General features: G+C 69.9%; 13 protein-coding genes and 1 pseudogene. 5 read left to right on the top strand and 9 right to left on the bottom strand.

Annotated features, from left to right (window positions below):
- Positions 1–45: 45 nt before the first annotated feature.
- Complete coding sequence (locus RM423_RS06610) at positions 46–942, top strand: sulfurtransferase (protein WP_311422219.1); 897 nt, start codon at positions 46–48, stop codon at positions 940–942.
- A gap of 35 nt (positions 943–977) precedes the next feature.
- Here the strand turns inward: RM423_RS06610 and RM423_RS06605 are convergent, their stop codons facing one another.
- The 5 genes and pseudogenes from RM423_RS06605 to RM423_RS06585 all read right to left on the bottom strand — a co-directional run bounded on the left by RM423_RS06605 (position 978) and on the right by RM423_RS06585 (position 6,205).
- Positions 978–1,985: a PHP domain-containing protein gene (locus tag RM423_RS06605; protein ID WP_311422218.1), complete on the bottom strand. Its 1,008-nt coding sequence runs from the start codon at positions 1,983–1,985 to the stop codon at positions 978–980.
- Positions 1,986–2,139: 154 nt separating this feature from the next.
- Positions 2,140–3,141 (bottom strand): annotated as a pseudogene (locus tag RM423_RS06600) (RNA polymerase sigma factor); the annotation flags it as partial.
- Between the two features lie 271 nt (positions 3,142–3,412).
- Positions 3,413–3,847 carry a D-aminoacyl-tRNA deacylase gene (dtd, locus tag RM423_RS06595; RefSeq protein WP_311422216.1) on the bottom strand — a complete coding sequence of 145 codons (435 nt, stop codon included), beginning with the start codon at positions 3,845–3,847 and terminating at the stop codon, positions 3,413–3,415.
- A 1-nt stretch (position 3,848) separates the two neighbouring features.
- Positions 3,849–5,426 carry a DUF7782 domain-containing protein gene (locus RM423_RS06590; protein ID WP_311422215.1) on the bottom strand — a complete coding sequence of 526 codons (1,578 nt, stop codon included), beginning with the start codon at positions 5,424–5,426 and terminating at the stop codon, positions 3,849–3,851.
- Positions 5,427–5,428: 2 nt separating this feature from the next.
- Positions 5,429–6,205: an alpha/beta fold hydrolase gene (locus tag RM423_RS06585; RefSeq protein WP_311422214.1), complete on the bottom strand. Its 777-nt coding sequence runs from the start codon at positions 6,203–6,205 to the stop codon at positions 5,429–5,431.
- 110 nt (positions 6,206–6,315) lie between these two features.
- Here RM423_RS06585 and RM423_RS06580 point away from each other — a divergent pair, with 110 nt between their 5' ends.
- Both RM423_RS06580 and RM423_RS06575 read left to right on the top strand, forming a co-directional pair.
- The gene (locus RM423_RS06580) at positions 6,316–6,726 is read left to right on the top strand and encodes a DUF3099 domain-containing protein (RefSeq protein WP_311422213.1); all 411 of its coding nucleotides are present in this window, start codon (positions 6,316–6,318) and stop codon (positions 6,724–6,726) included.
- 34 nt (positions 6,727–6,760) lie between these two features.
- Complete coding sequence (locus RM423_RS06575; protein WP_311422212.1) at positions 6,761–6,991, top strand: DUF3039 domain-containing protein; 231 nt, start codon at positions 6,761–6,763, stop codon at positions 6,989–6,991.
- Here RM423_RS06575 and RM423_RS06570 read toward each other — a convergent pair.
- Both RM423_RS06570 and RM423_RS06565 read right to left on the bottom strand, forming a co-directional pair.
- Entirely contained in the window at positions 6,958–7,893 is a 936-nt protein-coding gene (locus tag RM423_RS06570) for a YihY/virulence factor BrkB family protein (RefSeq protein WP_311422211.1), read from the bottom strand. The two genes, RM423_RS06575 and RM423_RS06570, sit on opposite strands and share 34 nt — an antisense overlap.
- Positions 7,890–8,018 (bottom strand): hypothetical protein, encoded by a 129-nt coding sequence (locus tag RM423_RS06565; protein ID WP_311422210.1) that lies wholly within the window; start codon positions 8,016–8,018, stop codon positions 7,890–7,892. Before RM423_RS06565 ends, RM423_RS06570 begins: the two co-directional genes overlap by 4 nt.
- Positions 8,019–8,160: 142 nt before the next feature.
- Here RM423_RS06565 and RM423_RS06560 point away from each other — a divergent pair, with 142 nt between their 5' ends.
- Together RM423_RS06560 and RM423_RS06555 are read left to right on the top strand one after the other, a co-directional pair.
- Complete coding sequence (locus RM423_RS06560; protein WP_311422209.1) at positions 8,161–9,924, top strand: DEAD/DEAH box helicase; 1,764 nt, start codon at positions 8,161–8,163, stop codon at positions 9,922–9,924.
- Positions 9,925–10,120: 196 nt separating this feature from the next.
- Positions 10,121–10,357, top strand: coding sequence for a DUF7455 domain-containing protein (locus RM423_RS06555; protein ID WP_311422208.1), 237 nt, complete (start codon positions 10,121–10,123; stop codon positions 10,355–10,357).
- A gap of 195 nt (positions 10,358–10,552) precedes the next feature.
- Here the strand turns inward: RM423_RS06555 and efeB are convergent, their stop codons facing one another.
- A complete protein-coding gene (gene efeB, locus RM423_RS06550) occupies positions 10,553–11,785 on the bottom strand; it encodes an iron uptake transporter deferrochelatase/peroxidase subunit (protein ID WP_311422207.1) in 1,233 nt (410 codons plus the stop codon).
- A 49-nt stretch (positions 11,786–11,834) separates the two neighbouring features.
- Positions 11,835–13,016, bottom strand: a complete 1,182-nt coding sequence (gene efeO, locus RM423_RS06545; protein ID WP_311422206.1) for an iron uptake system protein EfeO — start codon at positions 13,014–13,016, stop codon at positions 11,835–11,837.
- Between the last annotated feature and the right edge of the window lie 26 nt (positions 13,017–13,042).

Genomic DNA, 13,042 nt, shown 5'->3' with positions numbered 1-13,042 from the left:
ACGCCGCCCGAGCGTGCTGCCGCAGTCCATGTTAGAACCGTGGGCATGAGCGAAGATTCCCACCGAGCCCTGCTGAGCGCGCAACAGTTGATCGGGCTGCAAGCCAACGCTGACAATCTGGTCCTACTGGACGTGCGGTGGCAGCTGGGCGGCCCGTCGCAGTACCCGGCCTACCTGACCGGTCGTATCCCCGGCGCTCGGTGGTGCGACCTGGACGCCGACCTGGCTGACTCGCCGGGTGACGGTGGCAGGCACCCGCTGCCGGATCCCGCGCGCCTGCAGTCCCGCTTCACTGACTGGGGCATCACACCGCGGTCCGAGGTGGTCGTCTATGACGGCGGCTCCTCGGTCGCGGCGGCACGGGCGTGGTGGGTGCTGCGCTGGGCGGGCGTGCGGCAGGTGCGCGTCCTCGACGGTGGGTTCACCGCCTGGGTCGAGGCCGACCAGCCGGTCGAGACCGAACTCCCTGGAGCCCAGGCCGGCACCCGAGCAGGCACCGACAACGAGGCCGACAGTCGGCAGGACGCTCACCGGCCAGAGCCGATGACGGTGCGGCCAGGGACGCTGCCGGTGCTCGACGCCGACACCGCGCGGGCCTGGGCCGAGCAGGGAAGGCTGGTCGACGTCCGTGCCCCGGAGCGCTTCCGGGGCGACGTCGAGCCGATGGACCCGGTGGCCGGGCACATCCCTGGCGCGCTGAACGTGCCGACGACCGGCAACGCGATGAGCTCCGGGCGTTTCAAGCCGGCCGCGGCGCTGCGGCGGCGTTTCGGCGAGGCGGGCATCGACGGCCAGGCTCCGGTGGGGGTCTACTGCGGCTCCGGGGTGAACGCCGCTCACACCGCGCTGGCGATGGAGCTGGCCGGCATCGAGGCGGTCCTGTATCCGGGTTCGTGGAGCGAGTGGATCACCGACCCGGAGCGACCTGTCGCCACCGGCTGAAACTCGAGGGCCGGGCTGGAACATGACCTCGCGGACTATCGCGCCCACTCCAGCAGCCGGTCCACCGGCCAGCTGTTGACGATACGGTCCATCGGCACGCCGCAGGCGGCGGCCCGCTCACAGCCGAAGGCCTGCCAGTCCAGCTGGCCGGGCGCGTGGGCGTCGGTGTCCACGCTGAACAGGCACCCCGCGGCCACCGCCCGGCCCAGCAGCTCGGTGGGCGGGTCCAAGCGCTCCGGACGGCAATTGATCTCGACGGCGACCCCATGCTCGGCGCAGGCGGCGAACACGGCGTCGGCGTCGAAGGTGCTCTGGGCACGCTTCTTACCGCCGAGCAGCCGCCCCGTGCAGTGGCCGAGAATGTTCGTCCGGGGATTGCGCACCGCCTGGATCATCCGCCCGGTCATGGTGTCCGGGTCCATAGCGAGCTTCGAGTGCACCGACGCGACCACGATGTCCAGCCGACCGAGCAGCTCGTCGGTCTGGTCCAGACCGCCGTCATCGAGGATGTCGACCTCGATGCCGCTGAGCAGCCGGAACCCACCGAGCCTTGGAGCGAGTGCGGCCAGCACATCGAGCTGGTTGATCAACCGGTCGGCCGTCAACCCGCGGGCCACCGTCAGCCGGGGCGAATGATCGGTCAGCGCGAGATACTGGTGCCCCAGCTCCAGGGCGGTCACGGCCATCTCTTCGATCGGGCTGCCGCCGTCGCTCCAGTCGGAGTGGCTGTGCAGGTCACCGGCCAGGGCGGCCAGCAAGATCTGCCCCTGCTCGCCGAGCGGCGTCACCTCGCCGGCACCGGCTTCCAGGGCGGCGAGATAGTCGGGTGTCGCGCCGCCGACCGCCTCGGTGATGACCGTGCCGGTGACCGCGCCGATGCCGGTCAGCTCCGACAGCGTGCCGGCGAGAACCCGATCCTCGAGCTCGCCGGCGTGCTCCAGTACGACTCTTGCCGCCGTCCGGAACGCCTTGACGCGGTAGGTCGGCGCCTGGGAGCGCTCCAGCAGAAAGGCTATGCGGCGCAGCGCCGAGACAGGGTCCACGTCCTCTACCGTAGGCGCGTCTCTACCGCAGGCACGGCGAAGCGCCCCGGCGTGGTGCTCGTGCCGGGGCGTTTCGCCGTGTCGCAATGGATGTGGCTGTGTCCTATACATCAGGTGGCGCGGATCGTGCGGTCGCAGGTCAGGCGGTCGCAGGTCACGCGTCCAGGTAGTCGCGGAGCGACTGCGCACGAGACGGGTGCCGCAACTTGGCCATCGTCTCGCGCTCGATCTGGCGGATCCGCTCTCGGGACAGGCTGAACTTGCGGGCAATGTCGTCCAGGGTGTGCGGGTTGCCGTCGGCCAGGCCGTACCGCAACCGGACCACGGCTGCCTCCCGCGGCTCGAGAGAGTTGAGGATCTCGGCCAGCTGGCGCCGCATCAGGTCGAACTCGACCGCCTCGGTGGGCTTGGTGGCCTCACTGTCGGCGATGAAGTCACCCAGCGAGGAGTCCTCGTCGGTGCCGACCGTCTGATCGAGGCTGACCAGGTCGCGGGCGTGGTCGACGAGTTCGTGCAGCCGCTCGACCGTCACGTCCAGCTCGCTCGCGAGCTCGGCGTCGGTGGCGTCGCGGCCCAAGCTCTGACCGAGTTCGCGACGCATCCGCTGCATCTTGTTGATCTGCTCGACCAGGTGGACGGGGAGCCGGATCGTCCGGGACTGGTCGGCCATGGCCCGGCTGATTGCCTGCCGGATCCACCAGGTCGCGTACGTCGAGAACTTGAAGCCCTTGGTGTAGTCGAACTTCTCGACTGCCCGGATCAGGCCCAGGTTGCCCTCCTGGATGAGGTCCAGGAACGGCATGCCGCGACCGGTGTAGCGCTTCGCGAGCGACACCACCAGCCGGAGGTTCGCTCGGAGCAGCAAGTCCTTGGCACGCTCGCCGTCGGCCACCAGGGCCTGCAGCTCACGGCGCTGACCCAGCGGTATTCGCTTGCTCTCGGAAATCAAGTGCGAAGCATAGAGGCCGGCCTCGATCCGCTTGGAGAGCTCGACCTCTTCGACGGCGGTGAGCAGCGATACCTTGCCGATCTCGTTCAGGTAGGACCGGACCAGGTCGGCGGCCTGCACAACCTCGTCGAGGTCGGCGGTCGCCTCTACCGGGTTGGTCTCTTCGACCTGTCCGCCGGTGAGCGCGTCCATGTCCAGCGGTGCTGCTGACGTGCTGGTTGCTCCAACCGTGGAGCGCGTGGCCCGGTGGCCAGGAAGGGTATGTGAAGCCGAGGTCCGGCGCTTCGAAGTGGTGGTGGTTTTCGCTGCTGGCTGCGTCACGATGGTTCCCGTCCGCTGATGGGGATATTTTCTCCCAACTGCTATAACGATTCGTTCCCGGGGTTGTTCCCTGATGGGATGTGCGCCAGCTTTGAATCGGCGGCGCATTGCCGCAAAGGGTCCAAGATCCCCCGGAGCCGGATAAAGAGCCGCGTGATCAAACTTCCAGCAGCAGGGTCATCGGCCCGTCGTTGACGCTCCGCACGGCCATCAGGGCACCGAATCGGCCGGTTCGGACCGTCAGGCCACGGCCCCGCAGGGCCCCGACGAAGCTGTCCACCAGCGGTTCGGCGACCGATCCGGGTGCCGCGGCCTGCCAGCTGGGCCGCCGTCCGGACGTCGTGTCGCCGTACAGCGTGAATTGGCTGATCACCAGCAACGGTGCCCCGATGACCTCGGCGGCGGTCTCGTCCCGGTATCCGTCGCGCAGAATCCGCAGACCCGCCACCTTGCGCGCGAGCGCGCCGGCACGTTGATCGTCGTCGCTGTGGGTGACCCCCACCAGCACCAGCAGGCCGCCCCCGATCCCGCCGAGCACGACCCCGTCCACGGACACCGACGCCTCGCTGACCCGCTGCACCAACGCACGCATCTCAGCCCTGAACCGCCGGGAGATGATCCAGCGCTGTCAACGGTTCCGGCGTCGGAAGATCATTGGGAGCGACAAAACCGCGCTCGATCAGGTCGACCACGACCGGTGTCAGGGCGGTGATCACATCGGCGAGAGGAGCAGACACGGCGGAGGCGATCACGCTCAGCAGCACACCGAGAGTCGCGGTGCCGTCGCAGGCCGCGACCAGGCCGGACACCGCCTCGTCCACCTCCAGTTCCCAGCGCATGCCGTGCGAGCGCCGGAGCTGCACCAGCGCCGGCTGCCAGCCCTCAGCGCCGATCAGCGCGTGCGTGGTCTGGATCAGGTCGGCGTCCACCCGTAGCCGGGCGCCGAGCAGACCGTCCCGGCCGGAGCCCCGCAACCAGAACCTGCGCGCGAACCAGCCCTCGATCTCGGCACCGGCCGGCCGCTCGTACGGTTGCGGCACGTCCTCGCACACCACCTCGGTGCGTGCGGCACCGGTGCGGCGCATGCTTACGAGGCCCATGCCGACACCGAGCACGCCCGCATCGGTGAACCAATCCAGCCACCGGTCATAGCGCGCCCGCCAGCTCTCGGTGCCGGGACGCTCGCCGGCGTCGCGCAGCCACAGCGACACGTACTCACCCGGGTCCGTGACCTCCCGTTGCCACACCCACGCCTCGCAACCGGTGCCGGGCAGCCAGCCGGCGAGGCGGTCCTGCCAGGGTTCGTCCCCGGTGAGCGCCCAGTTGGCCAACAACTGCGCGGTGCCACCCTCGGTCAGCAACCCGGGCAGCCTCCGGACCAGCCACGCCGACACCGAGTCGGCCGCCATCCCGCTGTCGCGGTAGGTGTAGCCGTCCCGGCCGGGGGCGAACCCGGGGCCGACGATGAAGGGCGGGTTGGACACGATCAGGTCGAAGCGCTCACCGGCGACCGGCTCCAGCAGCGAGCCCTGCCGAAGGTCCCAGGCCAGCTCGTTGAGCGCGGCGGTGGTGGCCGCGAGGCCCAGCGCGCGGGTGCTGAGATCGGTGGCCGTAACCGCGCCGCTGTGCCGGGACAGGTGCAGCGCCTGAACCCCGCAGCCGGTGCCGATGTCCAGCGCGCGGGCGACCGGAGAGCGGACGGTGCACTGGGCCAGCGTGGTGGCCGCCGAGCCGATGCCCAGGACGTGCTCGGGGTCGAGCCGGCCGGGCCGGACGTCGGAGCCGAGGTCTGACACCACCCACCAGTCCGGGCCGTCCACCTCGGAGTACGGCCGGACATCCAGGGCCGCGCGCACGCGGTCGTTCGAGCCGGCCGTTTCCGTGACGGGCTCCAGCAGGCCAGCGGCCAGCGCCGCCTCGACGCTCAACGGACGCAGCGCCGCACCGGCGTCGTCGGTGGACACCGGCAGGCCCAGCACGAACAGCCGGATCCAGGTCTCGGTCGGCGAGCCGCCGCGGGTCAGCCGATTGACGGCGCTGAGGTCGCTCCGGGACAGCGCTGCCTCGCCGCCCGTTCCGAGGGCTTCGGCGACCGCCGCGGAGCCGAAGTCCCGGCGCAGTGCCTGGCGCAGTGCGGCGATCACGTCGGGCGCGAACACGGGCTGGGTCATGCTCACTCCAGCAGCTCGGTGACGAACGGGGCCATGGCTTCGGCGACCGCGATGGGCCGGCGCAGCTGCAGGTCGTGGGCGCCCTCGATGCGCACGGCGACCGCGTCGGGGATCGCGTCCACCAGGGCGATGGGGGTGCGCTCGGGAATCATGGAATCCGCGGTGCCGCTGAAGACCTGGGTGGGCACCTTGATGCGGCCGAGGCAGGAATTGATGGTGGCGAGCTCGCGCATCAACGCCCGCTGCTCGGTGAGAAAACTGCGCCAGACGGGACGCTTGCCCATGGCCAGCCCACTCGCCCGGGCGTACGGGCGGTCGGCCTCGTCCTGCCCCCGGAGGATGACGGAGGCGACCTTGCGCTTCACCAGCGGCTGTGCAAGCCCGAGAGTGGCGTAGGCGAGCACCTCGCCGAGGACGGGAAAGGCGAGGATCGGGTCGCTGGTGATCAGACAGCCGGGTCCGACCGAGGCCATCAGGACCAGCCCGCGCACCCGGTCCTCATCCGGTTCGGCCGCGGCGAGCGCGGCCATCCCGCCGGCCCAGCTGTGCCCGGCCAGCACCACCGGCCCCGCGTCGATCTCGTCCAGCCAGCGCCTCAGCCACCGGACGTTGCCCGCGAAATCTGTCGCGGAGGCCGGGTTGGCGCCATAGCCGGGACGGTCCGGGGCAACGATCCGGACGGTGGCGGGAAGCCGGGCGGTCAGCTCGCGCCGCAGCGACCAGAAGCTCGCCGAGGAGTCCGGCTGGCCATGCAAAAGCACGAGCGTGGGTACGGGCACGGCTCTATCGTGCCCGAGTCCGCACGGCAGGCGAACCGACGGCTGGCCGGTCGCGCTCCAGGCTTGTGCGGGGCACAGCAAACCGGGCCCAACGGTGGCACCATGGTCACGTGCTCCCTTCGAGACACCCTGACGATCGGCCCGTCCTCATCACCGAGGCGCCGGTCAACGTGGATGACGAGTTCGACCACCGGCGCAAGCGCTACCTGGTGATGATGACCCTGCGCGCGGCATGCATCGTCGGCGCGGCGAGCACCTTTCAGCTGTCCGGCTGGCTGGCGGCTGCCTTCGTCGCCGCGGCCGCCGTGCTCCCGTGGGCGGCGGTGTTGATCGCCAATGACCGGCCGCCGAAGAAGGAGCTACAGTTCCGCAGGTTCGTCCAGGGTGGCGACGCCCAGCGGGAGCTACTGCCCGGCAGCACCGCCCAGCAAGATCCGGGCGCGCCGCCCCGGCCCGGGCAGCAGCGGGACGCCGAGAACTCCACGGGCCGGCCGCCGGAACCGACGATCATCGACATCTAGTCCGCGCCGGACACCGGGTGGCACAATTGCAGGCGTGACTACGCAGACCCTTGACGCCCCGAAGACGGCCGACTCCGATTCCGACGAGCAGGTCTTTCACTACGTGCGCAAGAACAAGGTCGCCGAGAGCGCCGTCCTCGGCACCATGGTCGAAGCGCTGTGCGGCGAGGTCTTTCCGGTGACCCGAGCCGCGAAGCCGGGTTCGCCCGTGTGCCCGCAATGCAAGGAGATCTACGAGTCGATACCGGCCGGCGGCGGTTCCTGACCGTCCTCGAGCCGCTGCCAGCCCCGGGCCCGGCCGCGGGTTGCTCGCGTCGTCGGTGAGCTCTTCTCGATCTCGGCATTGAACTCCGCGCCGAGCAGCACGCCCAGCGCCAGCAGGAAGAAGAACAGCAGCGCGGCGATCGGGGCGGCCAGCGTTCCGTACGCGTGGTTGTGCGCCACGATGAACGAGATGTACTCACGTAGCCCCGCCGAGCCGGCCAGGAAGATCACCATGGCCAACAGCGCTCCCGGTACCCCCCGGCGCCACGGCAGCCGGCGTGGCGGCGCCAGGTGGTACAGGCTGGTCAGCCCGAGCAACAGCAGCAGCATCACCGCGGGCCAGTAGGCGTCGCTGATCACCCGGTCCGCGGCGTGTCGCGCCTGGGCCGGAAACAGCCGGGGCAGCACCGTCGGGCCCAGTACGAGTGCCGGCAGGACGATGACGCCGACCAGGATAGAGCCGAGGTAGATCCCGAGCGCCAGCAACCGGCTGCGCACCGCCCCGCGCAGGTCCCGCATGCCGTACGCGATGGTGATGGTGTTGACGAACGTGGCCGTCGCCGACGAACCGGCCCATAGGGCGAGCACGAAACCGACCGAGATGACGTCGGCGCGGCCTTCCCGGAGAACTTGGTTGACCACCGGCGCGATGAGCTGGTCCACCACCTGCGGGCTGAACGCGCGGGAGAAGCCGGTGAGCAGGTTCTCGCGGACCCGGCCGACGGCGTCGGGTCCCACCCACTCCGAGAAGTAGCCCAGCGCGGCGAGCATCCCGAGGAACAGCGAGGGCAGCGACAGCAGTTGCCAGAACGCAGCCTCCGCCGACAGCCCCAGCACCCGGTGGTTCCACGCGCTGGAGACGGTGCGGATGGCCAGCCTTCCCACCCCGCGCTGGCTGATCACAGGATGAGAGTCTGCCCAGCGAAGCTGTGCGGCCGCACCTGGGACACGCCGTCGCGGTGGAACGTGACGACATCGGCACCGGCGGCCCCGATCTTGAGGATCAGGTCGGTGGTCGAGTCGACCACGCCGACGCGCCGGGGGCAATCTCACACCCGAGCGGGTTGATCCGGTGGACTGTCGGCGGCGGCGGTTAACCTGGCTGAACCGGTCGCCAGTCAGTACGGCGGGGGATCGCACGGAACTGAACGTTGAAGGGGGCGGCGTCGAGTGTCAGAACGACGCCCGGGTACTACCCGGCTGCGCCTGTGGCAGCGTGAGGCGCTGGCCAAGTACGAGACCGAGACGCACCGCGACTTCCTGGTCACAGCCACGCCCGGGGCGGGCAAGACGACGTTCGCGCTGAGCCTGGCGGTGGGTCTGCTGAGCCGTCGAGCCATCGACCGGCTCATCGTGGTAGCTCCCACGGACCACCTGCGCAGCCAGTGGGCCGAAGCCGCGGAACGGGTCGGTATCGCCCTCGACCCGACGCTGAGCAATGCGGTCGGCCCCGTTCCGGCTGACCTGCACGGCTACGTCACCACCTACGCCCAGGTCGCGGGCAAGCCCACCCTGCATGCCGCCCGGGCGACCGCGAGACGGAGCCTGGTGATTCTCGACGAGATCCACCACGCCGGGGACGGGCTGTCCTGGGGCGACGCGGTCGGCTTCGCGTTCGACAGCGTCAGCCGCCGGCTGTGCCTCACCGGCACGCCGTTCCGTACCCAGGTCGGCGAGCGCATCCCGTTCGTCCGGTACGAGCCGGACGGCGAGGGCGGCCTGGTGTCCACCGCGGACTTCAGCTACGGCTACCGCGAGGCGCTGCGCGACCAGGTGGTCCGGCCGGTGGTGTTCGCCGCCTATACCGGGGTTTCGCGATGGCGGAACTCGGCCGGTGAGGTGATCGCGGCGTCGCTGACCGAGGCCGGCACCAAGTCCACCGAGCAGGCCGCCTGGCGGACCGCGCTGGACCCCAAGGGCGACTGGGTTCCGCACGTCATCGCGGCGATGGACGAGCGGCTCACCCAGCTGCGGGAATCGGGCATGCCGGACGCGGCCGGGCTGGTGCTCGCCTCTGACCAGGAGGACGCGCGTGCCTACGCCGCCATCGTGGAACGGGTGACCGGCGAGAAGCCGTACCTGATCCTGTCCGATGATCCCAAGGCCAGCAAGAGGATTGCCGAGTTCGGTGCCGGTGGCGCGCGCATCGCGGTCTGCGTCCGGATGGTGTCCGAGGGCGTCGACGTGCCGCGAGCCGCCTGCCTGGCCTGGCTCACCAGCTATCGCACGCCCCTGTTCTTCGCCCAGGCGGTAGGCCGGGTGGTGCGCGCCCGCGGCCGGCACGAGTCCGCGACGGTGTTCCTGCCCGCCGTACGACCGCTGCTCACGCTCGCCGCCGAGCTGGAGAACGACCGCAACCACGTGCTGCCGCCACCGGCCCAGTCCTCGGAGTCCCTGGACCTCGTCGACGAGCTGCCCGAGGAGCAACCCGAGCGGGCCGAGTCGGTGCTGCTGCAGGAATGGGAGGCGCTCGAGGCCGAGGCCCAGTTCGCCCATGTGCTGCACGGCGGCAAGGCGGTCACTCCGGACGCCACCCCCGTTCCTGGCGCCGAGGACGAGGACTTCCTGGGTCTGCCGGGCCTGCTGTCACCCGAGCAGATGGCCGCGCTGCTGGCCCAGCGCGACGGCGAGCTGCGCAAGCGGGCGACCCGATCACGGCGACTAGAGCCGGTCACTCCGCTGCCGATGGACGTCGGCCCGGTCGATGACATGGCCGCCCGCTCAGGCATCGCCAACGGTGGTGGCGGTTGGCGAGCGGCTGCCGATCTGAGGCGCGAGGTCAACCGGCTCATCTCGGTGCTGTCGGCCCGCACCGGCAAGCCCCACGGCGTGCTGCACGCCGAGCTGCGCAGCGCCGTGCCGGGCCCCCCGTCGGCGTCGGCGTCGATCGAGCTGCTCGAGGCTCGTCGCGAGCGGCTGATGGCCATGCTGTGACCGTCGTCGCTCCGCTCTGGTCGGCGGAGGCTATGCCGTTCGCTCCCGGCGAAATAGTGGTCAATTGAAGCCGTGCAGGAACTACGGCGCGCCTCAGCTGGTTGTATGTAACGAGCGGACACGATAAGTCTCTGAACCGGTTGAGACCCCGAGCCCGTGCGACGATCGCGAGCACTTCGCAGAAAACGAGGGACGAGTGACAAGCACCTTGACCGTCGAGCCACTGACCGCAGTGGATCGCTGCGACCGCTGTGGCGCGCAGGCATATGTGCGCGTCACCCTGCCGGCCGGCAGTGAGCTGCTGTTCTGTGCTCACCACGGCCGCGAGTACGCGCCCAAGCTCCGTGAGCTTGACGCCGCAATCCTGGACGAGTCGGAGCGGTTGGACGAGAGCCAGCCCACTCCCGGCGCCGCCGCGGGACTGCCTGACTGAGCAACACCACCGCACAGCGAGACCGGCGCGCAAGCCGGCCGGCTGCACATAGCGAAGAAGACCGGTCCGATTCGGGCCGGTCTTCTTGCATGTGTGAGTGGTTTTTTCGTGTGTGGGTGGTTTTCGTGCCATCCGCTCATGCCTGTCTCGCTCAGTGCGGAGGAGGTCCGGTGGTGCGCCTTGCGGTCGGTACAGCTAACTGAACAGCCGCTGGCCCCAGTACTCGCCGGCGGCCGCTCCGGGTGGACAGGCGAAGACCCCGCTCGACATGTGCTTGATGTACTCGTTGAGCGCGTCAGTACCCAGGTTGCGCTGCACCGGGACGAAACCCGTCGCCGGGTCCGACTGGAAGCAGATGAAGAACAGCCCAGCGTCCAGCTGACCGGTCAGCGGGTCCACCCCGTCGGTGAAGGAGTACCCGCGCCGCAGGATCTTCACGCCGCCGTTGGAGTCGGGCGACGCGAGCCGGATGTGGGCGTGCGCCGGGATCACCGGGGTGCCGTCGGCGGCCTTCGCGGCCAGGTCGGGGACGTCGTGCTCGCGCTTGCCGGTGAGCGGGGCGCCCTCGACCTTCGTCCGTCCGAAGACGGCCTCCTGGTCACCGATCCGGTCGCGGTCCCAGGACTCGATGCCCATCCGGATCTTGCGGCTGACCAGGTAGCTGCCGCCGCTCATCCATGCCTGGTCGGTATCGGAGCCGACCCAGACGTGCTCGTTCAGATCGCGCGCGTCGTCACCGTTGACGTTCTTGGTGCCGTCTTTGAAGCCGAGCAGATTGCGGGGCGTCTGCTGGCTCGTGGTCGTGGATGAGGTGCGCCCGAAGCCCAGCTGGAACCAGCGCATCGCGGTGACCCCGAAGCCCATCCGGTTCAGGTTGCGCACGGCGTGGAAGGCAACCTGGGGATCATCAGCACACGCCTGGATGCAGAGGTCACCACCGCTGATGGGCGGCACCAGTTCGTCACCCTTGAACGCGGGCAGTTCCCGGAGCGCCTCGGGACGGCGGCCCGCAAGACCGAAGCGGTCGTCGAACAGACCAGGGCCGAATCCGATGGTGATGGTGAGGTTCGCGGCCGCCAGCCCGGTGGCCTCGCCGGTGTCGGCGGGCACCGACTCCTCGATTCCCTCGACCGACCCCACCGGCTCGCCGCGGGTCATCTTCTCCGCGGCCGCGGTCCAGCGCTGGAGCAGGTCGATCAGGTCCGCGCGCCGCGTCGTGGTCACGTCGAAGGCGGCGAAGGCGAGCCGATCCTGAGCCGGCGTCGCGATGCCGGCCTGATGAGCGCCGCGGAACTGTACGACAGCGGGTGCGGGCGCGGCGGCCTTGGACGAGGACTCGCAGCCGGTCAGCGCCGCGCCCGTGCCTGCGGCGGCGACGGTACCCAGCGCTCCGGCGAGGAAGCCTCTGCGGGAGAAACCCTTGGACAAGGACCCGTTCCTTCTCGGTCGATGCGGCGTGATCCCGGCTGGCTGAGCGCTACCGAATCGAGACGATCTTCTCGCCGACCCGGGACAGCGGCTCCGCCAGAGCGTCCACCGCCACCATCAACGCACGTACCTCGGCCGGGGTCAGCCGGGTGTAGAGCCGGAAGCCGCCCTTGCCGTCGGACTGCTTCTTCATCAGGGTGCTGACGTCGGCGAACCGGTTCTGGATCGTGGAGACCAGTGTCGGGTCCGAGGTCTTCAGTGCCGGGACGAGCAGGTCGAATGCGGCACGTGAGCCCTCGAGGTTCGCGTTGATATCGCTGAGGTCCGTCCGGGAGTACCGCTCTTCTTCACCGGTGAGCTTGTTCTTGCCGACCTCGGTGAGCAGCTCAGTCGCTCCGTTGGCCAGATCGGCCGGCTGGTAGGTGCTCGTCTTGATCATGGCGACGAGCGTCTTGACGTCCGAGAGCAACTCGTCCGCCACCGGTGCCATGCCTGTGGCGCTGTTCTTCATCCACAGCTGCTGCTCGATGCGGTGGTAGCCGCCCCAGCTCGCGGCCGGGACATCACCGGCGCGAGCGTCGATGCCGGGGTCGAGGTCGCCGAAGGACTCGGCCACCGGCTCGATCGCCTCGTACGGCGCTCGGGCGTTGGCGTAGAGCGACTTGGCCTTTGCCACGTCCCCGGCCTTGACGGCTGCCGCGAACGCCGCGGTCAGGCCGACGAATTCGGTGGCCTTGCCCAGGACATAGTCGCGGTAACCACTGGTCGCCGGCTTGAGCAACGCGGCCGCGCCGGACGTCGCGCTGCCCGAACCGGTGACCATGAAGGTGCTGCGCTCGGTCTTGGCGTGCGGGCAGTACATCTCGTACCTGCCTGGCTTGAGGTCGAGGGAGAACTTGCCGGACAGCCCCGGGGTCAGGCCCTCCTTCTCGCCCAGGATCTTCGTGCCGAGCACGAGTTCGGCCTCTGACACCGATGAGCCGCCGTCGTTCTTCAGGGTGAACGTGACCGGGCCGGCCGAGATGGTGGCGGGATCGGCGGTGCACCCGTCGTTGCTCAGGATGACCCGGACGGTGCGTGCGTCGGTGCGGCCGCCGGCCGCGTCCTTGCCGCCGGCCGCGTCCTTGCTGGTGGCCGACTTGCTGGTGGCCGAGGAGCACCCGGTGAGCGCGAGGCCCAGCGAGACGGCGCCGGCGACGGCGAGGTGGCGGGCACGGGGAGCTGAGGGCATGCTGACGGCCTTTCGGAAACGGTGGT

Origin of the sequence: Jatrophihabitans lederbergiae (assembly GCF_031845305.1) — a bacterium.
GTDB lineage: Bacteria > Actinomycetota > Actinomycetes > Mycobacteriales > Jatrophihabitantaceae > Jatrophihabitans_A > Jatrophihabitans_A lederbergiae.
Note: the sequence above shows the minus strand (reverse complement) of the source record. Positions and strands in the feature narration are given on the sequence as shown.

Excerpts from the sequence above, each read along its gene's own strand:
- RM423_RS06610 (WP_311422219.1), top strand. The coding sequence starts at position 46 with ATGAGCGAAGATTCCCACCGAGCCCTGCTGAGCGCGCAACAGTTGATC.
- dtd (WP_311422216.1), bottom strand. The coding sequence starts at position 3,847 with ATGCGTGCGTTGGTGCAGCGGGTCAGCGAGGCGTCGGTGTCCGTGGAC.
- RM423_RS06590 (WP_311422215.1), bottom strand. The coding sequence starts at position 5,426 with ATGACCCAGCCCGTGTTCGCGCCCGACGTGATCGCCGCACTGCGCCAG.
- efeO (WP_311422206.1), bottom strand. The coding sequence starts at position 13,016 with ATGCCCTCAGCTCCCCGTGCCCGCCACCTCGCCGTCGCCGGCGCCGTC.